Origin of the sequence: Achromobacter spanius, assembly GCF_003994415.1 — a bacterium.
Lineage (GTDB): Bacteria > Pseudomonadota > Gammaproteobacteria > Burkholderiales > Burkholderiaceae_B > Achromobacter > Achromobacter spanius_C.
In genome coordinates this window covers 16,559-36,487 of the sequence record NZ_CP034689.1, presented here as the reverse complement: position 1 = coordinate 36,487, position 19,929 = coordinate 16,559, and the positions used below count along the sequence as shown (strand labels likewise).

The 19,929-nt window shown below is 64.8% G+C and carries 17 protein-coding genes; 4 read left to right on the top strand and 13 right to left on the bottom strand.

What is annotated here, in order from left to right:
• Positions 1-119 precede the first annotated feature (119 nt).
• Entirely contained in the window at positions 120-923 is an 804-nt protein-coding gene (locus tag ELS24_RS00155; protein ID WP_127183049.1) for a GntR family transcriptional regulator, read from the top strand.
• Here the strand turns inward: ELS24_RS00155 and ELS24_RS00150 are convergent.
• Genes ELS24_RS00150 through ELS24_RS00140 form a run of 3 tightly spaced genes read right to left on the bottom strand, consistent with a single transcriptional unit; the run spans position 910 to position 5,747 of the window.
• Complete coding sequence (locus tag ELS24_RS00150) at positions 910-2,673, bottom strand: hydantoinase B/oxoprolinase family protein (RefSeq protein WP_127183048.1); 1,764 nt, start codon at positions 2,671-2,673, stop codon at positions 910-912. The two genes, ELS24_RS00155 and ELS24_RS00150, sit on opposite strands and share 14 nt — an antisense overlap.
• Positions 2,666-4,729, bottom strand: a complete 2,064-nt coding sequence (locus ELS24_RS00145) for a hydantoinase/oxoprolinase family protein (RefSeq protein ID WP_127183047.1) — start codon at positions 4,727-4,729, stop codon at positions 2,666-2,668. Before ELS24_RS00145 ends, ELS24_RS00150 begins: the two co-directional genes overlap by 8 nt.
• Before the next feature lie 37 nt (positions 4,730-4,766).
• A complete protein-coding gene (locus ELS24_RS00140) occupies positions 4,767-5,747 on the bottom strand; it encodes a Bug family tripartite tricarboxylate transporter substrate binding protein (RefSeq protein ID WP_127183046.1) in 981 nt (326 codons plus the stop codon).
• A 159-nt stretch (positions 5,748-5,906) separates the two neighbouring features.
• On the opposite strand from ELS24_RS00140, the gene ELS24_RS00135 reads away from it, so the two are divergent.
• Entirely contained in the window at positions 5,907-6,803 is an 897-nt protein-coding gene (locus ELS24_RS00135; RefSeq protein ID WP_230695745.1) for a LysR family transcriptional regulator, read from the top strand.
• A gap of 9 nt (positions 6,804-6,812) precedes the next feature.
• On the opposite strand, the gene ELS24_RS00130 is transcribed toward ELS24_RS00135, so the two are convergent.
• The gene (locus ELS24_RS00130; RefSeq protein ID WP_127183045.1) at positions 6,813-7,646 is read right to left on the bottom strand and encodes an AraC family transcriptional regulator; all 834 of its coding nucleotides are present in this window, start codon (positions 7,644-7,646) and stop codon (positions 6,813-6,815) included.
• Positions 7,647-8,079: 433 nt separating this feature from the next.
• On the opposite strand from ELS24_RS00130, the gene ELS24_RS00125 reads away from it, so the two are divergent.
• The gene (locus ELS24_RS00125) at positions 8,080-9,036 is read left to right on the top strand and encodes an IS110 family transposase (RefSeq protein ID WP_127183044.1); all 957 of its coding nucleotides are present in this window, start codon (positions 8,080-8,082) and stop codon (positions 9,034-9,036) included.
• 366 nt (positions 9,037-9,402) lie between these two features.
• Here ELS24_RS00125 and ELS24_RS00120 read toward each other — a convergent pair whose 3' ends face one another.
• The 8 genes from ELS24_RS00120 to ELS24_RS00085 form a co-directional block, all read right to left on the bottom strand.
• Complete coding sequence (locus ELS24_RS00120) at positions 9,403-10,338, bottom strand: 2-hydroxyacid dehydrogenase (RefSeq protein WP_127183043.1); 936 nt, start codon at positions 10,336-10,338, stop codon at positions 9,403-9,405.
• A gap of 135 nt (positions 10,339-10,473) precedes the next feature.
• Positions 10,474-11,544 carry an ABC transporter substrate-binding protein gene (locus tag ELS24_RS00115; protein ID WP_164741193.1) on the bottom strand — a complete coding sequence of 357 codons (1,071 nt, stop codon included), beginning with the start codon at positions 11,542-11,544 and terminating at the stop codon, positions 10,474-10,476.
• Positions 11,541-12,710, bottom strand: coding sequence for an NAD(P)/FAD-dependent oxidoreductase (locus ELS24_RS00110; RefSeq protein WP_127183042.1), 1,170 nt, complete (start codon positions 12,708-12,710; stop codon positions 11,541-11,543). The genes ELS24_RS00115 and ELS24_RS00110 overlap by 4 nt, the downstream gene beginning before the upstream one ends.
• A complete protein-coding gene (locus tag ELS24_RS00105) occupies positions 12,707-14,092 on the bottom strand; it encodes an NAD(P)/FAD-dependent oxidoreductase (RefSeq protein WP_127183041.1) in 1,386 nt (461 codons plus the stop codon). Before ELS24_RS00105 ends, ELS24_RS00110 begins: the two co-directional genes overlap by 4 nt.
• Positions 14,089-14,430 carry a (2Fe-2S)-binding protein gene (locus ELS24_RS00100; RefSeq protein WP_050447386.1) on the bottom strand — a complete coding sequence of 114 codons (342 nt, stop codon included), beginning with the start codon at positions 14,428-14,430 and terminating at the stop codon, positions 14,089-14,091. Before ELS24_RS00100 ends, ELS24_RS00105 begins: the two co-directional genes overlap by 4 nt.
• Before the next feature lie 37 nt (positions 14,431-14,467).
• Positions 14,468-15,262, bottom strand: a complete 795-nt coding sequence (locus ELS24_RS00095) for an ABC transporter permease (protein ID WP_050447385.1) — start codon at positions 15,260-15,262, stop codon at positions 14,468-14,470.
• 17 nt (positions 15,263-15,279) lie between these two features.
• Positions 15,280-16,161 carry an ABC transporter permease gene (locus ELS24_RS00090; protein WP_127183040.1) on the bottom strand — a complete coding sequence of 294 codons (882 nt, stop codon included), beginning with the start codon at positions 16,159-16,161 and terminating at the stop codon, positions 15,280-15,282.
• 1 nt (position 16,162) lies between these two features.
• The gene (locus tag ELS24_RS00085; RefSeq protein WP_127183039.1) at positions 16,163-17,242 is read right to left on the bottom strand and encodes an ABC transporter ATP-binding protein; all 1,080 of its coding nucleotides are present in this window, start codon (positions 17,240-17,242) and stop codon (positions 16,163-16,165) included.
• 212 nt (positions 17,243-17,454) lie between these two features.
• Between ELS24_RS00085 and ELS24_RS00080 the strand changes: the two genes are divergently transcribed.
• Entirely contained in the window at positions 17,455-18,297 is an 843-nt protein-coding gene (locus ELS24_RS00080; protein WP_050447382.1) for an IclR family transcriptional regulator, read from the top strand.
• 369 nt (positions 18,298-18,666) lie between these two features.
• Here ELS24_RS00080 and ELS24_RS00075 read toward each other — a convergent pair whose 3' ends face one another.
• The gene (locus tag ELS24_RS00075; RefSeq protein ID WP_050447381.1) at positions 18,667-19,830 is read right to left on the bottom strand and encodes an alpha-hydroxy acid oxidase; all 1,164 of its coding nucleotides are present in this window, start codon (positions 19,828-19,830) and stop codon (positions 18,667-18,669) included.
• Between the last annotated feature and the right edge of the window lie 99 nt (positions 19,831-19,929).

Below are 19,929 nucleotides of genomic sequence, written 5' to 3'. Positions count from 1 at the left end.
TTGTTGGTACACTTTGTCCGTACATGAATGTCCGGACAAATAATGAATCCGACCGGACATCGTTGTCAATCGGGTTATTGTCCGTACAAACCCCATATAACAATTCAAGGAGCCTCCCCATGACCCGATCCTCCGAGCGCGCAACCGGCCCCGGCGGAGCACGGCAAGCGCGTGGCAAGCCCGAATCGCAAGTGCCGGACGTAGACGCCGGCGGCCCCCGCTACAAGAGCATTTTTCAAACCTTGTCGCAGGACATCAGCGCCGGCCGCTATCCCGTGATGACCCTGCTGCCCACCGAACACGAACTTTGCGACCAGTTCGACGCCAGCCGCCACACCATCCGTGAAGCCATACGCATGCTGACCGTGGCGGGCATGGTGTCGCGCCGCCCCGGCGTGGGCACCCGCGTTGAAACGGCCCGCGCCAGCACGCGCTTCACGCAGCGCATCTCGCAATTTCCCGACTTGCTCCAATACGCGCGCAATGCCGCCCTGCTGGTGCAGGACGTGCGCACCATCAAGCTGCCCAAGCGGCTGGCCGAAGCCTTGGGCTGCCCCGCCGACAAGTCCTGGCTGCATATCAACTCCATCAAAACGCTGGACGACCAGGGCACCGCCGCCGCCAGCACGCTGATCTACGCGGACCCCGAGCATTCGGACGTGCGCGTGGACGTCAAATCGCGCATTTCGCTGCTGCGCCTGATCGAAGACCATTTCGGCGACCGCATCACCGAGGTCAACCAGGAGTTCTCGGCCACGCCCATCAACGCCACCATCGCCAAGCAGCTCAAGGTGGAACCCAAGACGGCGGGCTTCGTCATCACCCGCCGCTACTACGGCGATGGCGGCTTGCTGCTGCTGGCCACCATCACCACCTTCCCGCACGACAAGATGAAGTACTCCATGACGCTCAACGTGGGGTAGCAGCCCCCAAGCCTTCGGTCGCGCGCACGCCTCGCATGCCGTAGGCCGCGCGTGCCGCATCCACGCTGATCTTGCCGTCGGCCAGGTCCTGCGCGATGCGTGCCTGAGCGCGTTCGGCGGGCGGACCAAAGCCGCCACCGCCGGGCGTTTCGATACGCACGCTTTCGCCGGCCGCCAGCGCAATGTTGGCGGTCTTGGAAAACAGTTCTTCCTCTTGCGGCGTGCCGAAGTTGCGCACCAACCGAGCGCGCCGCCCGTCGCCACCGCCGTCCACGCCCACCGCCACGCCCACCGTATGGCTATCCGAACGCGCCGAGAACACGATGCCTGGGCCTACGGCACGAATCTGCTTGGCAATCGCCATGCCACCGCGCGTGCGGCCGGGGCCGCCCGAGTCCTGGATCATGGCGTACTCGTCCATCAGCAAGGGGTATTCGTTTTCCAGCGCTTCCACGGGCAGGTTCGAGGTGTTGGTCATGTGCACGTGCACGGCGTCCATGCCGTCCGCATCGAAGCGCGCACCCGCGCCGCCGCCCAAGGTTTCCAAGTACACGAAGTGGCCCGCGCGCTCGCGCCAGCGGCCTGAAAACACGATGGCGGGGCAGCAGTCATTGCTGGACGCCATGGTCTTTTCCGGCGGCAGCAGGCCACGGAAGGCGCCGAAGATCGCACCCGCGACTTTCTGCGCGGTGATCGACCGCGCGCCCACGGCGGCCGGGTGTTCGGGGTTGGTGATGGTGCCCACCGGGGCCGACAACGTGATGGGGTCGAACAAGCCGGCGTTGGGCGCAAGGTCCGGGTCCAGCAGCGCCTTCACGGCGTAGTACACGCAGGCGCGCAAGGCATTGATCGGCAGGTTCATCGCGCCGCGCGCCTGCTTGCCGGAGCCTGCAAAATCAAAGTGCAGCTTGTCGTGGCTGACGGTCAGCGTCACCTGGATGGGCACGGGATCCCCGCCCATGCCGTCGTCGTCCAGGTCGCTGCGAAAGGTATAGCTGCCGGCCTGCAGTTCGGCGATGCGGTTGAGCAGGCGGCGGCGCGTGTAGGCGATGACGTCGTCCACCGAACGCAGCACGGCGTCCAGACCCATCTGGCGGATCAGGCCTTGCACGGCGGCCGCGCCACGACGGTTGGTGGCCATTTGCACACGCAGGTCCAGCACGCGCTCTTCCGGGTCGCGGGTGTTGGCGCAGATCAGGCGCAGCATGTCTTCGTCGTTCTGGCCGTGGCGCGCGATGCGGCAGGCGGGGATGCGGATGCCTTCTTCGAATATCGACTTCAAGCCGCCCGCGATGGACCCGGGCACCGCTCCACCCACGTCTGAATGGTGTGCGATGTTGGCGGCGAAGAAGCGCAGCACGCCGTCCCAGAACACGGGGGTGACGATGTTGATGTCGGGCAGGTGGCTGCCATCGGCCAGATAGGGGTCGTTGCAGATGAACACGTCGCCCTCGCGGATGTCATCCACGGCGTAGGTGCGCAAAATCGCGCCCATGGCCCCGTCCAGCGAACCCAGGTGCAACGGTATCTGCGTGCCTTGCGCCACCAGCCTGCCGGCCGCGTCGAACAAGGCCACGGAGCAGTCCTTGCGTTCCTTGATGTTGGTGGAGAACGAGGCGCGCACCAGCGTGTTGTTCATGTCCTCGGTAATGGACAGCAGGCGGTTGCAGAACACCTCCATGCCGATGGGGTCAGCCAGCGTCACCGCGGCGTTGGCATTGTCGGTCTTGGCGTCTTCGGGCTTAGTCATGCAAGCCTCCTTGCAAACGGATGATCAGGTTGCCGTACTCGTCCACGCTGGCCGCATGGCCCACGCCCACCACCGTGGTCGAGCTCATTTCCTCAAGCAGGGCAGGGCCGGTGAAGCATGCGCCGGTCGGCACACGGTCGCGGTCGTACACGGGCGTTTCCTTCCAGCCGTGCACCGCGCCGAAGTAGGCCTTGCGCCGCCCCAGGCTGGCGTCTTCAAGCTCGCCGCCGACGTAGCGCGGCGCAAGCGGCGCCTTCACCACCTGGCCCACGGCCTGCATGCGGCAATTGATGATCTGCACTTTGCGGTCATCCACCGTGTAGCCGTATTCGCGTTCGTGCGCCTCGGCAAAGCGGCGTGCGAATTCGGCGTAGCCGCCCGCGCCCATGTCGACACCGTCCAGGCTGACCTGCACTTCAAAATTCTGGCCCTCGTAACGCGCGTCGATGGCGCCTTGGCACACGCGCAGCGCCGGGTCCACACGCTCTGCTGCAAGCCAGTCGTCGGCCTGCGTGCGCAAGCCTTCGAAAAGGGCGGCGATGGCGGGCCAGGTGTCTGACGACGCCACCGAGATTTCGCTTTGCACGAAGTCGAACGAGATGTCGCTGAGCAAGATGCCGCGCGCACACATGGTGCCCGGCTCCTGCGGCACGATGACGATGGGGATGCCGCATTCCTCGGCCACTTCCACCGCGTGCAGCGGCCCCGCGCCACCATAGGCGTAGAGCGCGAAGCAGGACAGGTCGTAGCCGCGTTCGGTGGATACCGCGCGGATGGCGCGGCTCATGTTGGCCGCTGCAATGCGCAGGATGCCTTCGGCCGCCGCTTCCATGTCCAGGCCCAGCGGCTGCGCCACGCGCTGCTCGATCACGTCGCGCGCGGCTTGGGCGTGTACCGGCATGCGTCCGTTCAGCAATGCGACGGGATTCAAGCGTTGCAACGCGATTTCGGCATCGGTAATGGTGGGTTCCTGCCCGCCACGGCCATAGCCCACCGGCCCCGGCACCGCGCCCGCGCTGTGCGGCCCCACCTTCAAGGCGCCGGCGTCGTCCAGCCAGGCGATGCTGCCGCCGCCCGCGCCGATCACATGGATGTCGACCATGGGCGTCTTCACGGGGTAGCCCGCCACTTGCCGATGGGAAGTAAACAGCGGACGCCCGTCGCACACCAGCGACACGTCGGTGCTGGTGCCGCCCACGTCGAAGGTGACCAGGTTCAGGCTGCCGATGGCGCGCCCCACCGCCGCCGCGCCCACCACCCCAGCCGCCGGCCCCGACAGGCAGGTGCGCACGGGGTATTGGCGCACGGTGCCGATCGACATCAGGCCGCCGTTGGAATGGATGGTGTGCGGCTCGTGGCTGATGTCCAGGTCGCGCACCCGTTGCAGGAAGCGTTCCAGATAGCGCGCCATCTTCGGCCCCACCGCCGCGTTCAGCACCGTGGTGGACAGGCGTTCGTATTCACGAAATTCGGGCAGCACATCGGACGACATGCTGATGTAGGCGTCGGGCATGAGCTCGGCCACGATCTGCGCGGCGCGGCGTTCGTGCGCGGCGTTGCGGTAGGCATGCAGAAAGCAGATGGTGACGGCTTCGATGCCGGCTTGCGCGAATTGCCGCGCGGCGTCCCGCACCTGGGCTTCATCCAGCGGCGTGAGCACGTCTCCCGACGCGCTCACGCGCTCGCTCACTTCAATGCGGAACTCGCGCGGCACGGCCACGGGCGGCTTGCCGACGCTGTAATCGTACAGGTGGGGCCGCGTCTGCCGGCCAATCTCCAGCACGTCGCGAAAGCCGCGCGTGGTGATCAGGCCAACGCGCGCGCCCTTGCGTTCGATGATCAGGTTGGTGGCAACCGTGGTGCCATGCCCCACGTGCGACACCTGCGACGGCGCCACGTCGTGGTCCGCCAGCATCTGCCCGATGCCGGTGGCAATGGCCTCGGACGGGTCGTGCGGGGTAGAGGGCACTTTGTGAAAGTGCACCACACCCGCGTCCTCGTCGATCATCGTGAAGTCGGTGAACGTGCCGCCGACGTCTATCCCTATGCGATACATATCGTGTGTTCCAAAGAAGGTGTGCAGCCAGGTCAGATCAGTCCAGGCGGATGCCGGCTTGCTTGACCACCCCGCACCATTTGCTGATCTCGCTTTTGATCATTGCGCCGAAGGCGGGCCCCGCCACGTCGGACACCTGCGCGCCCTGTTGTTCCAGATACGTCTTCATGGCGGGTGCGTGCAGGGTCTGCACCAGGCCGTCGGTGAGCTGCTGGCGCAGCGGCTCGGGCATGTTGGCGGGGGCCAGCATGCCGAACCACACCATGGCCTCGTAGCCGGGGTAGCCGGATTCCGCGACGGTGGGCACATCGGGCAACAGCGACGAGCGTTCGGGCGAGGTCACGGCCAGCGCCTTGATCTTGCCGTCCTTGATGTAGGGGTATGACGTCATCACCACGTCCATCATCATGTTGACCTGGCCGCCCACCAGATCGATGAGCGCGGGGCCTGAGCCGCGATACGGCACGTGCACCATGGAGACGCCCGCGGTGGACTTGAACAGTTCGGCCGCCAGGTGGTTGGACGTGCCCTGGCCGTTGGAGGCGAAGGAGTATTTTTCGGGTTCTTTTTTCAGCAGCGCCACGAACTCCTTCAAGCTGTTGGCGGGCACCGATTGGTTCACCGACATCACGTTGGGAATGGTGGCCACCACGGTCAGTGGCGTGAAGTCCTTGACGGCGTCGTAGGGCAGCTTGGAATAGATGCACGGGGCACTACCGTGCGTGCTGACCGAACCCATCAGCATGGTGTAGCCGTCGGCCGGTTGGCGGGCCACGTATTCGGTGCCCACGGTGCCGCCGGCGCCGGGCCGGTTTTCGACGATGACGTTGGCGGACAGGCGCTGGCCCAGTCCCTCGGCGATCTTTCGAGCGATGAGGTCGGTGGACCCACCCGCGGCAAACGGCACGACGATGCGGATCACCTTGTCCGGCCACGCGGCGGTGGCGGTGCCGGCGGCGGCAAACAACGCGACCCCGGCGGCAATGCGGAAGCAACTGCGTATCAGCCCTTGGTTCATGGCTTGGTTTCCCCTTGTTGATAGAACTTCGTGGTGGCCGGATCATGCGTGTCCGGTCCTGGTTCGCTGCAACAACAGGGCCATCCTAGGCTTCTGACTTCGATGACAGCAGTCCTACAGGTTTATATTTGTATAGATGCCATTTATAGGTGCGCGGCCGTGAAAAATCCGGACTTGAATCTGCTGATGCATTTCGACGCCTTGATGGCGTGCCGCAACGTGTCGCGCGCGGCCGAGACGCTGAACATCAGCCAGCCTGCGATGAGCGCGGCGATGAACCGGCTGCGTCATTTGTTTGGCGACCCCTTGTTGGTGCGCGAGGGCGGCACGTGGCAGCCGACGCCGCGCGCGATGGAGCTGCATCAGAACTTCAAGCCTTTGCTGGAAAGCTGGCATCGCGCAACGCGCACGCGCGATGCATTCGACCCGGCGCATTCGTCACGCACGCTGTCGCTGTATGCGACGGACTATGTTCAATACACCTTGCTGCCGAAGCTGATTCCGCGCCTGGCGGTGGATGCGCCGCATTTCCAGTTGCAGATCGTGCCGGCGCGGCCGCAGCATGGCTTGAGCATGCTGGACACGAATCATGTGGAGTTGATTGCGGGCTATTTCCCGGACCCGGCGCCGGATCTGCGCACGCGGTTCTTGTATCAAGAGCCTGCGGTGTGCATCGTGCGGGAAGGCCATCCGTGTTTGCGCAAGCGTTGGAATCTGGATGCGTACCTGCGCTATGGCCATCTGGATCTGGCGGCGCATACGCGCTATTTCAGTACGGCGATTGACCGCATCCTGTTGGGGCAGAATCGCAGCCGCAAGATCGTGGCGACGCTGTCCAGTTATCTGGTTTGCCCGTTCATTGTGGAAGGGTCGGATCTGATTGCGACGATGCCGGCAAGCATTGCACGGGCGATGGCGGGCGCGGCGCGCATCGTGACGCAGAAGGTGCCGCTGACCTTGCCGCCGATTGCGGTGTCGCTGTACTGGCACGAGCGCTATCAGGACGACCCCGCGCACGCCTGGCTCAGGCAGTACCTGGCGGGCGTGCTGGGGTAGCGTGGGGTGCTATTTCAGCGGCAGGCAGATGCGGGTTTGCAGCTGGGCGGGCGGGGTGGTGCGAGGGTCGTTGAGGTATTGCTCGAACATGGGGATGTCGGCGGGAACCAAGCCGCTGGCGGGCAGCCATTCCGAGAACATCCATTGGTAGGGCTTGGCCATTTCGTTGTAGGGGCCGGTGTAGGTGAGGATGGCGCAGCGGGTGGCGGGGATGTCGAAGCGTTCGAGTTCGTCGCCGAGGTCGGCGTCGGGTTGGACGACCATGCCGGCCAGGGAACGCAGTTGGCTGGCTGGCACTTGTTCGGGATCGTCAAAGTAGATGCCGAAGCCGGTGGACTCGGGGTTGGCAATGCCACGGCCCAAGGCAAGCAGGAAGGCGCGGGTGAAGACGGGTCCGATGTCTTGGTAGCTGCCTTGGTGGGGCAGGACGGCCAAGGTGGCGCCGGGAAAGTTTTCGATGACGATGGGGTACATGGCAATCTCCTGGGAGGCTAGGGGTAGGGAGCGCGCGGCGCGATACCGGCCCGGCGGGATGCCGAATAAAGCACCGAAGGCCCGGTTGAACGCAGCGTCGGAGTCGTAGCCGGCGCGTTGTGCAACATCCCTGAGCGAGGCCTGCGAATCCGCCAATGCCGCCGCGGCACGATGCATGCGGAGGCGCTGGACGGTGGCGTTGACCGTTTCGCCGATCATGGCGCGGTAGACCCGGTGAAAGTGATACGGCGACAGGCAAGCCAGGTCGGCCAGCTGGTGCAGATCGGGGTCGGCGTCAGGGTGGGCGGCAAGCCAACGCAGGACAGGGTCCAGGCGTTCGGTGTACAGGGTTCGGGTTTCGGGCTTCATGCTTGCTCCTTGGAGGGCAATGTAGCTTTGGTGGATTTGCGGATTTTGCGGTTTTTTTGGGAGGGGTGCGGGGATTTTTGACGGGGGGATGGTGGCGTCTTGGGACGCTCGGCGGGGCGCGTTCTGGTGGCGCACGGCGGGGCGGCGGCTGGTGGGGAGCGGGTCAACGATTGCGGTCCGGAGCCTTCGCTCCGGACTGCCCCCTTGTCATCCTTGTATGGTGTAGGTGCGCCCTCTGCAGTGGGGAGGGCGCTGGGGTATGGGACGTCGTCATCCATCAGCCGGTAGGCGCCGGACTGCCACAACGAGAGCATCCCACCCCGCCTCACAGCGTCGATAAGGAATCTAGCGGCCAGGACCGCCGATTGATCGCAAGGTAACGCCCGAGGCGAGGCTACCCCAGCGGACTTAACGTATCGCAGGGAGAGCAATCATGCAAACATCAGGCTGTTTTATTGGGGTCGATGTCGGTAAGTTTGAGCTGCAAGTTGCCGGTCATGAAGGAAGGATTGTGGCGGGCGTGCTGCCCAACAATCGTTCCAGTATCGTCGGTTGGCTCAAGCGTTTGCCCGCCGGCAGCGTGATCGCGATGGAGGCGACTGGGGGCTACCAGGAGTTGTTGGCCCGCACGGCGCACGACCAGGGATTTGAGGTTTACGTCCTGAACCCTACCCATGTGCATCATTACGCCATCTCGTTGGGCAACCGGGGCAAGACCGATCGTCTGGATGCCGAGGTTATTGCGCAGTACATCGCACAGCGGCGTACAAAACTACACCGTTATGAGCCAATATCGCCAGAGCTGCAACAGGCCAAGTCGCTCCAGGCGCTTCGGTCAACGGTGGTGCGCGTAGGCACGTCGTTGAGGCTGTCCGCGCAGCGCCATGGTTGCGCCAGCAGCCATCAGAAGAAGGCCCTGGCAAGCCTGAACTTGTGGGCCGAACAGCTTGAGCGGGAGTTGATCGCCACGATCAAGGCCGACAGTGAGTGGGCCAAGACCTACGGCCTGCTGACTAGCATCTGCGGCATCGGCCCGATCAATGGCGCGGCCCTGACGACCTTGTTCAACCGGGTCCACTTCGCCAGCAGCGATGCAGCGGTGGCCTTCTGTGGGCTGGACCCCAGGCCGAACGAGTCCGGTAGAAAAACGGGCCGGCGGCGCTTGAGCAAACAGGGAGACAAGGCAGCCAGGACCTTGCTCTACAACGCGGCCAGTTCGGCAGCGCGTTCGATTTACTTCAAGGATTACTACGCCATGCTCCGGGCACGCGGCCTGGCTTCGACGGCAGCCTTGGTGGTGATTGCGCGCAAACTCTTGCGCATCGCCTACGGGGTCTGGCGCACTGGTCAGTCCTTCGATCCTGGGAAATTGCGGCCGGTTATGGGTTGACCCAAACCATAGAATCTCGTTGCCGCCTGCGGCGGCTGCCTTCGGATTCCCTCGGGCGCATCGACTCCCCGCCCCCCACCAGCCACCACCCCACCATGCTCGAATTGCGGCAATCTGGCGTCAGCAGGGGAGACCCGCGTGCTTGGCATTTTTGCGCACGATGTCGGTGGCTTGAAAGATCTTGCAGGGCCCGCCCCAGGCCGGCCGCGCAGGCGGCCTTTTGGGGCTTACGCAATGTGCCATTCTTTGGACTGATGCGATGTGCCAATGCTTGGACTGACTCGTACATCGTAGGATGGGTGAAGCGCGTCCGGGTCTGCGCAAGGGCGACAACGTCAAACGCGCGTAACCCATCATCTCACCCCCTCAATACCCACGCCCCGGATCATAAATATTCGGCAACGCTTCCCCACGTTCATTGGCCGCAATCAACCACGACGTATGACGGGCGCGTTCCTTGCGGTCGGGAATCGCCGCGCAATGCGGCGTAATAATCACCCCCGGATGCGACCACAACGCCGACTCCACCGGCAACGGCTCGGCTTCAAACACATCCAACACCGCCTGGTGCAACTGACCGCTATCCAATGCGGCAATCACATCTTTCTCCACCATGTGCGCCCCCCGCCCCGCATTGATCAGGCTGGCGCCGCGCGGCAATTGCGACAAGGTGGTGGTGTTCAATATGCCCTTCGTCGCCTCGGTCGCCGGCAACAAACAGACCAACAAATCGGTATTGCCCAGGAACTCGCCAAACTGCTCCTGCCCCGCATAGGACGGCAAACCTTCCAGCTTGCTGGCCCCGCGTGACCAGCCGCTGACTTGAAAGCCCACGCGCGACAACAATTGCGCCGCCGCCACGCCCAGATGCCCCAGGCCCATGATGCCCACGCGCACATCGGCGGCCACGCGCAGGGAATCGAAAAGCTCCCAATGTCGGCGCGCCTGGTTATCCACAACGCGCTTGATATCGCGCGTCAGCATCAACGCAGACGTCAGCACGAACTCGGCCATTTCGGTCTGGGTGCGAGGGGTGACCATGCGCGCGATGCGCAGGTGGCGCGGCAGTTGCGGGTCGGCCAGGATGTGGTCGACGCCGGCGCCGGCGCTGATGATCAGTTTCAGGTTGGGAAAGGTAGCCAGGCGGCCGGGGTCGGGCGCCCAGACCAGCGCGTAGTCCACGCTGGCGGGGTCGACGTCTTCATGCCAGCCCACCACGTCCAGGTCGGGCGCGAAAGTGTGGAACTGCGCACGCCAGGCGTCGATTGCCTGGGGACCGCCGGAGTTGATGATGAGCCGCATGGGTCGTTTTCCTTTTGCCGAAGACATCGAATGCATCGAACACATCAGACGCCTCTGGCGCATCATGCGTGTCGCCCCGTCGGGTTGCGCGCGGCGCCGGCGGTTTATCCACAGGCGCCGCGCCGCACGATCTTATCAACGTTCGACGGTGCGGTTCCAGCGGGCGTTGAAGGCGGGGCGCGCCTTGTTCACTTCGTCCCAATCCAGGATCTTGGCGTTTTCCATGTAGCCCTGAAAGCGCTTGAGCGTGTCGACGGTGTCAGCCGGTGCTTTCACGTTTTTGTTCGACGGGAAGTGGCCGCCCATTTCCAGCGCCTTGGCTTGCGCGCTGGCGGACAACAGGTACAGCGCCAGCTTTTGCGACAGTTCGGGCTCGCTGTTCTTGGCGATGACGCATTCCCCCACCATCAGGATCACCGAGCCTTCCTTGGGCTGCGCGTATTCCACGGGAATCTCGCGCTTCTTCAGGCGCGCGATGGCGGTGGGTGTCAGCGGGAAGATGGCGGCTTCGTTGGACTGGATCATCTCGGCAAGCTTGGCCGAGTTGGGGATGTATTCCAGCACGTTGGGGCCGATGGTGTCGGGCCATTTCTTGAAGCCGGGTTCGTAGTTCTTGTCGTCGCCGCCCTGGATGCGGTTGAACATCAGGAAGCCATGCAGGCCAAAGGTACTGCTGGAGGCGGACTGGAACACCACCTTGCCCTTGTACTTGGGGTCTGCCAGATCCATCCAGGACGTGGGCGGCGCCCAGCCCTTGTCGGCGAACATCTTGGTGTTGTAGCCCAGGCCGGTCATGCCGATGTCGATGCCGGCCGCCATGCGGTCCTTCATCACGGCGGTGGGGTAGAGCTCTTTCAGGACGGGGTCGTCGTTAAGCTGTTGGCACAGGCCCATTGAAATGGCGCGCGCCATGATGCCGTCGTCCAGGAACATGACGTGCATCTGCGGGTTGTCCTTGTAGGCTTGCGCCTTGGCCAGCACATCGGTCGAGGTGCCGGGCACCACGACGATCTTCACGTTGTTGGCTTTTTCAAAAGGGGGGAACACGTACTGCGTGAAGGCGCGTTCCATGTCGCCGCCGTTCATGCCGACGTACAGCGTCTTCTGATCCGCCATCGCGCCTGCCGACAGCATCATCAACATCGCCGCGCCCAACAGCCGCTTCCCCTTGTTCAGGCGCGATGCGCCCTGTTTCTTATCCATCATGGTGACTCCAGCGTTTGCTCACGAACAGGTTCAGGCCGAGCCACGGCGCCGTGAGCGGCCACCGCGTATCGTTCGATGCGAAAGGCATCGATAGGAATGGAGGACTGTCCGCGCACGACCAGCTCGGACAGCACTTCGCCCACGGCGGGGCCAATCTGAAAACCGGCGCCAGACAAGCCGAATGCGTGAAACAGGCCGGGCGTGGTGGCGCTGGGTCCCAGCACCGGATTGTGGTCGGGCATATTGCCTTCCACGCCGGTCCAGAAACGGATGACCTGCGCGCCGCGCAGCACCGGCAGTAGCTTGATGGCCTTGGCCATCAGCGAGCCCAGGCCGGCGCGACCGGGCCGCGCGTAGTCGGCGCCGGATGACACGCCGCGCCCGCCGCCGATCACGCAATTGCCGCGCGCCACCTGGCGTGCATAGATGCCGCCGCCTTGCACGCCCAGGCTGACGTCCATGAAGACGGGCAGCGGTTCGGTCACCATCATCAAGGGATGGATAGCAGTTTCGGGCACGGCTTCGCCAAAGCTTTCGGCGAACTGTCCGGCCCAGGCGCCCGCGCAATTCAGCAGGTAGCGCGAGCGCACTTCCAGCCCTTCGGCGCGCACGATGAAGCGCGAGCCGTGATGTTCAGCGGTGGTGACGCGCACGCCTTCGCGTACGTCGGCCCCCAGCGCAGCGGCGGCGCGCGCGAAGGCGGGTGACACCAGCCTGGGGTTGGCGTGGCCGTCTTCCGGGCAGAGCGATCCGCCCACCACGTCCTGCCCTAGCCAGCCGAAGCGGTCGGCAAGCTCGTGGCGGCCAAGCAGCCGCAGGTTCATCCCGAAGCCGCGCGTGCGGTCGCGATACGTTTCAAGCAGCGCCATGTCGGCATCGGACGCCGCCAGTTTCAAATGGCCGGAGCGCACGTATTCGCCGTCGATGCCAATCAGCGCGGGCAACTGACCCCACAGTTCATGCGCGCGCCGCGTCAGGGGCATCTGTTCCAGGCCGCGCCCCTGGCGGCGCACGCCGCCGTAGTTCACGCCGCTTGCGCGCGCGCCGCACAGCGCGGATTCCAACAGCACGACGGGCAGGCCCGCGCGGCGCAGGAACAGCGCAGCGCTGCCGCCCACGATGCCGCCGCCGATGATGGCGACTTCGGTGTCGATACGCTGCGTCATGCCGACACCTTTTCCTGGCGCTCCAGGCACACCACGCGCACCGGCACGGGCTTGACCGGCGGCTGGTTGCGCAAGCGCCCGACTTCGGCGGGTGTACGGCCACAGGCTTGCGCCAGCACTTCGGCCGCCGCCGCGCCGCACATGCGACCTTGGCAGCGGCCCATGCCCACGCGCGTCAGCGCCTTCAAGCGGTTCATCTCTTGTGCCGCCGTGTCGTGGACCGCACGCCGTACCGTGCCGGCAGTGACCTCTTCGCAACGGCAGATGACGGTGTCATCGGCAATGCTTGCCGCCCAATCCTCTGGAAATGGAAAGGCGCGTTCCAGCGCCGTTCGGATGCGGCTGTTGGCGGCAAGGCGGCTTTCGAGCAACTGCGCGCGCGGGGCATCGGCCGGCTGCCCGATGTCTTCCAGCAACGCCAGCGCCGCGCGCTCACCCGCCAGTTCAGCGGCGTCCGCACCGCCGATTGCCGCGCCGTCGCCGGCCACGTAGACGCCCGGCACGCTGCCGCGTCCGGCTGTGTCACGCCGAGGCGTCCAGTTACGGTCGCGCGCGTTGAATTCGAATTCACAGCCGACCAGGCTGGCCAACTGGGTTTCGGAACGCAGGGCCAGGCCATAGGCCAGCGCATCGCATTCCACGCTATGTTCGCGGCCGCCTTGGCGGTAGCTCAGGCCCGTGACGCGCGCCTGACCTTGCACGGCCACCGGCCGCACGCCGCTACGCAGCGGCACGCCATGCGCGCGCAGCCACGCCATGTAGTACAGCCCCTTGGCCAAGAGGCCCGGCGCGCGCAGCATGCCGGGCAAGGCCGCCAGGCGATCGGCAAAGCGCGAGGTGTCCAGCACCGCCGCCACCTGCGCACCGGCGCGAGCGTATTGGTAGGCCACCAGGTACAGCAGCGGCCCGGTGCCCATGAACACCACGCGCGACCCAATGGCGCAGCCCTGGAACTTCAAGGCCACTTGCGATCCGCCCAAGGTGTAGACGCCGGGTGTCAGCCAACCGGGGAAGGGCAGCACGCGGTCGGTGGCACCCGTGGCCAGGATCAGATGCGTATACGGAACGGCGGTGCTGACGCCGTCTTGCAGCACGTCCAGCGTCTTGCCTTCCACGTTCCACACCAGGCTGCCGGGGCGGTAGTCCACCTGCGGCAGCAAGGCGTTCATGGCGCGGTGCACGGCATCGGCCTTGCGATGTTCGAAGCCATACAGCGCGGGCTTGTCGCGTTGGAACCCCGGTGGCGGCTGGCGATAGATCTGGCCGCCGGCGCGTGGGGCTTCATCCAGGATGACGGGCCGCAGGCCCTGGGCCACCAGCGCCTGGGCGGCGCGCACGCCGGCAGGACCGGCGCCGACGATAACGGGCATCACGATACTCATGCGATGTCGTCCTCGGGCCAGGCGGCCACCGCCAAGGTGCCGGGCACGGCGGTGGGCGGCAGGGGCGCGCTTTGCAGGCGCATGCCGGGTTCGATGAAGGTGGAACATGCGCGCAGGCGCGAGCCGTCTTCCAACTGCATCCAGCAGTCCTGGCAGGCGCCCATCATGCAGAAGCCGGCGCGCGGCGCACCGCTGAATTCGGAATGTCGCAGGCGCTCGGCCTGCGTCAGCACAGCGGTCAACACGGTGTCCCCCGCCAAGGCCTGGCAGGCTTGCCCGTCCAGCGTGAAGGGCACGGCGGGCCGGGCGGTTTCGGCCAGGCGTTTCAGTATTGCCATGATGCCGGCGCCTCTCTATTCGCCATCGGCAAGGGTTTCATTTCTGCCCCACCAGCACGCGGTCCAGGCCATACACGCGGTCCAGCAGCAGCATGGTGACGGCGGTCAGCACGATGACCAGCGCGGACACGGCCGCCATCATCGGGTCGATGGATTCGGTGGCGTACATGTACATGCGCACGGGCAGAGTGATGGTGGATGGCGCGGTGATGAACACCGACATCGTCAGTTCATCGAAGCTGTTGATAAAGGCCAGCAGCCAGCCGCCCGACACGCCGGGAATGATGAGCGGCAAGGTCATCTGAAAGAACACGGTGGCGCGGCTGGCGCCCAGCGACAGGGCGGCGTGTTCAATCGAGCGGTCAAAACCGACCAGCGCGCCGATCACCAGCCGCATCACATACGGCGTGATGACGACGACGTGCGCGGCCACCAGCCACGGAAAGCTGCCCGCCATGCCCATCAGCGCGAAAAAGCGCAGCAGCGCCACGCCCAGCACCAGATGCGGAATCATCAGGGGCGACAGGAACAAGCCGTTCAACACGTCGCGCCCCGGAAAGCGGTAGCGCGTGATGGCGATGGCGGCGGGCACGGCCAGGCAGACGGCAATGGTGGCCGACAGAAAGGCCAGCCACAGGCTGTTCTGGAATGCCTGCATGAAGTTGGGGTGCTCGAACACCGCGCGGAACCAGCGCAGTGAGAAGCTGGTGGTGGGCACCGTCAGCGTCGATTCCGGCGTGAACGCCACCAGGCACACGATGGCTAGCGGCGCCAGCACGAACACCACCACCAGGAAGTTGAACGCGAGCGCGAAGGGGCCATTTTTCTGCATGTTGGTTCCTTGGCGCCTTAGCCCAGGCTGCGGCGGTAAGAGCGTTCAACGACGCGGTTGTAGGCCATCATGATCACAACGTTGACCACCAGCAGGATGATGGCGATGGCCGCGCCCAGCGGCCAGTTCAGCTCGGTCAGGAACTCGTCGTACACCACGGTGGCCACCATCTTCAGGCGGCGTCCGCCCAGCAAGGCGGGAATGGCGAATGAGCTTGCCGACAGGCCGAACACGATCAGGCTGCCGGACAGAATGCCCGGCATGGCCTGCGGCAGCACGATGCGCGTCAGCGTCTGAAAGCGCGAGGCGTTCAAGGACAGCGCGGCGTGCTCAACAGTGGGATCCAGTTTTTGCAGCGAGGTCCAAACGGGGATCACCATGAAGGGCAGCATCACGTGCACCAAGCCAATGATGACGGCGGTGGGTGTGTACAGCAGCGGCCCGATCCCCAGCGCGTCGGCCGCGCGCCCGACGACACCGTGCGGGCCCAGCAGCATGCTCCAGCCAAAGGCGCGCACCACCAGCGAGATCAATAGCGGCGACAGCACCACCAAGAGGAAGATGGAGCGCCAGGGCTTGCCCATGCGCGACAGGATGTAGGCTTCGGGCGCGCCGATCAGCACGCAGATCAGCGTGGTCACGCCGGCGATCCAGAAGGTGCGCCAGAAGATTTCGATGAAGTAGCTGTCGGTGACCACCGCCAGATAATGTTCGAAGGTATGGCCCGGCAAGATGCCCGCGCTGTAGTCGAACGGACGGAAGGACAGCACCAGGGTCAGCGCCAGCGGCGTCAGCACCAGGGTCAGGAAAACGAGGGTCAGCGGGATGGAACCCAGGATGGCAAGCAGGCCATCGTTGCGGGGCTTGGGGCCGGCCGTGGCGTGAGTCAGCGTTGCCATGTCAGGCGGCCTCTTGCGCAGTCGAGGCGGCCGGGGCGCGCAGCACGCGCAACACGCCCTCGGCCCAATCCAGCCCGATGGCCTCGCCATCATCATGCGGGCGGCGGCCGTCGTTCGGAGTCAGGACGGTCAGCGTGCCCACCGGCGAATCCAGGTCGTACATCCACTGGCTGCCCAGGAAGTAGCGCGTGCTGACCACACAGGCCAGCTTGCCCTGGCCCGGAGGCACGGGCACCAGTTTTTCCGGGCGCAGCGACAACTGCACGTTGTCGCCGTGGCGCAAGCCTTCACCGTCGACCAGCACGCGCAAGGCGCCGGTCTCGATTTCAGCTTGCTCGCCGCAGCGGGTGACGCGGCCGGGCAGCAGGTTGGTCTTGCCCACAAAACGCGAAATGAATTCGCTTTGCGGATGTTCGTACATGCGGAATGGGGCGTCGACCTGGGTGGCGCGGCCATCCTGCATGACCACCACGCGATCGCTGATGGACAAGGCTTCGGCCTGGTCGTGCGTGACCATGACGGTGGTCGTGCCGATCTTCTTCTGGATGCCGCGCAGTTCAAACTGCATGTCTTCGCGCAGCTTGGCGTCCAGGTTGGACAGGGGCTCGTCCAGCAGCAGCACGGGCGGGCGGATGACCAGCGCGCGGGCCAGCGCCACGCGTTGCCGCTGGCCGCCCGAAAGCTCGCGCGGATAGCGGTCGGCATGCTTGTCCAGCTTCACCAGCGCCAGCGCTTCGCGCACGCGCTCCTGGCGTTCGGCGCGCTCGACCTTGCGCATCTTCAGGCCGAAGGCCACGTTGTCGGTCACGGTCAGGTGCGGGAACAGCGCATAGCTTTGGAACACGATGCCCAGCCCGCGCGTATTGGGCTTGGCGCGCGTGATGTCGCGCCCGTCCAGCGTGATGACGCCCTGCGTCACTTCCGCAAAGCCGGCAATCATCTGCAAGGTGGTGGTCTTGCCGCAGCCCGATGGGCCCAGCAGCGAGACGAATTCCCCTTTTTCCACAGTCAGGTTCAGATCGGAAACGACGCGCAGGTCGCCGTAGTTCTTCGAGACGTTGTCCAGCCGCAGAAATGACATTTTCCAAACCCCGTCGCCCGATGCGGGCGTTGTGCCACCCCGTAAGGCCGGTTTCCCGGCGTGGTGGCTTATTGATGGGGCAGTCTAGGTTTCGCGAAAAGGCAGGGTCAATTAGGGTTTTCCGAAGAATCGAATTTTTTAGAATGAATTTCCGTTAAGCTGAATTTACCGATAAAAATACGTTCATATATTTTGATCAATGGAATCAAACAATGAAGAAATCAGAGACAGCGGACGATTCTGCCGGCCAGGGCGTGTTGCAGCGGGCGTTTGCCGTGCTGCGCGTGCTGGCCGATGCAAAAGGGGAGAAGCTGCGCCTGACCGATATCGCGGCCCGTACCGGGCAGGCGCAGGCCACGGTGCACCGCGTGCTTCAGGGCTTGATGCAGGAAGGCGTGGTGGAGCAGCCGGCGCAAAGCAAGGGGTATCAACTCAGCGTGGCGTTCTTTGCGCTGGCGGCGGCGGCGGGCACGCACCAGTCCAGCCTGCGTTCGCTCTACCGCCCCGCCATGCTGCGCCTGTCGGGCATGTTGAACGACACGATTTTCCTGCTGGTGCGCAGCGGCTTTGACGCGGTCTGCGTGGACCGGGTTGACGGTGCGTTCCCGGTGCGTTCGCACACCGGCGATATCGGCGGGCGCGTGCCGCTGGGCATGGGCCAGGGCGGCCTGGTGCTGCTGGCCAGCCTGCCGGAAGCCGAACGCGAAGAAGTCATCCGCTTCAACATTCCGCGTTTGCACCATCTGGGTTTTGTGGACGAAATTTCGATGCGGGTGCGCATCAAGGAATGCCTGGAACGGCGGTACGCGCGCAGCCAGGGGCAGGGCGTGTTCCCAAATATCGCGGGGCTGGCGGTGCCGGTCTACGACCCCAACGGCGTAACGGTGGCGGCGCTAAGCGTGGCCGCCCCCATCGAACGCATCGACGACGACCGCCTGCCACTGATCGTTGAAATGCTGCGCCGAGAGGCGGACGCGGTAGGCGCGCAGATCAACCCCTTCGACCCCGCGCTGAGACGCCCCAGCCATTATTTGGGCGCGGGTAACGGCGGTTGATGGCGGGGGATGGATGTCGGTAACGGCGGTTGACGTCGGGGGTGGATGTCGGAACGGCGGTTGACGTCGGGGTGGGGCGCTGGCGGTAGGATGGGTGCAGCGCGCGATGCCATACCCAAGAACGACGCCGCCGACCGCGCGAAACCCATCAAGCAGCGCCGGAACCCGAAATAACCCAGCCATATCTTGGCGGTGGTTCGATGGGTTGCGCGCGTTCGGCAAATGCGTTCTTGCCGCGAATCTTGCGCGCTTCACCCATCCTACGAGTTGCCGTAGGATGGGTGTGGCGCGCGACGCGGTCGCAAAGAACCACGCCGCCGATCGCGCGAACCCATCAAGCAGCCCCCGCCCCAAAACACCCCAACAACATCACGTCGGATACGTGCCCGGCAGCAAAATGCTGCGGTCGCCCGGCTCAATATTGCGGCGGCCGCACAGCGCCATCGTCGTATCCATTTCCTTGTATAGCAGCTCCAGCACGCGGGTGACGCCCGCCTGGCCATACGCGCCCAGGCCATACAAAAATGCGCGGCCGATCATCGTGCCGCGCGCGCCCAGCGACACCGCTTTCAGGATGTCCTGGCCGGAACGGATGCCGCCGTCCATCCAGACTTCAATCTTCGAACCCACCGCATCCGCAATCGCCGGCAACGCGGCAATCGACGACATGGCGCCGTCCAGTTGGCGGCCGCCGTGGTTGCTGACGATCAGCGCGTCGGCGCCGCTGTTGGCCGCCAGTTGCGCGTCTTCCACATCCAGGATGCCCTTGATGATGAGCTTGCCGCCCCAGCGCTGCTTGATCCATTCCACGTCGTCCCAGCTCAGGCGCGGATCGAATTGTTCAGCCGTCCAGGCCGACAATGACGACAGGTCGCTGACGCCCTTGGCGTGTCCGACGATGTTGCCGAAGGTGCGGCGCTTGGTGCCCAGCATGCCCATGCACCAGCGCGGCTTGGTCGCCAGGTTGATCAGGTTGCGGATGGTGGGTTTGGGCGGCGTCGACAAGCCGTTCTTGATGTCCTTGTGGCGCTGGCCCAGGATCTGCAAGTCCAGCGTCAGCACCAGCGCGGTGCAACCAGCGGCCTTGGCGCGGTCGATCAGGTTGGCCACGAACTCGCGGTCGCGCATCACGTAAAGCTGGAACCAGAACGGCTTTTTGGTGGCCTCGGCCACGTCTTCCAACGAGCAGATGCTCATCGTGGACAAGGTGAACGGCACGCCGAAATCCGCCGCGGCCTTCGCCGCCAGGATCTCGCCGTCGGCATGCTGCATGCCAGTCAGGCCAGTGGGCGAAATCGCCAGCGGCATCACCACGTCGTGGCCCACCATCGTGGTGCGCAGCGACCGGCCTTCCATGTTCACCGCCACGCGCTGGCGCAGCTTGATCTTGTGGAAATCGCTTTCATTGGCGCGGTAGGTGCCTTCGGTCCAGGCGCCGGAATCGGCGTAGTCGTAGAACATGCGGGGCACGCGCTTTTGCGCGACGACACGCAGATCTTCGATGCAGGTGATCGTAGAAAGGTTAGCGGTCATGAGAGGTCTGAGGAGTGATGGAAGGGCGCCAGCTACGTTTCGTATTCTTGGAATCTGGAGCCGCCGGCTGCGGGCGGCTGCACCGCAACGCTTGGGCGA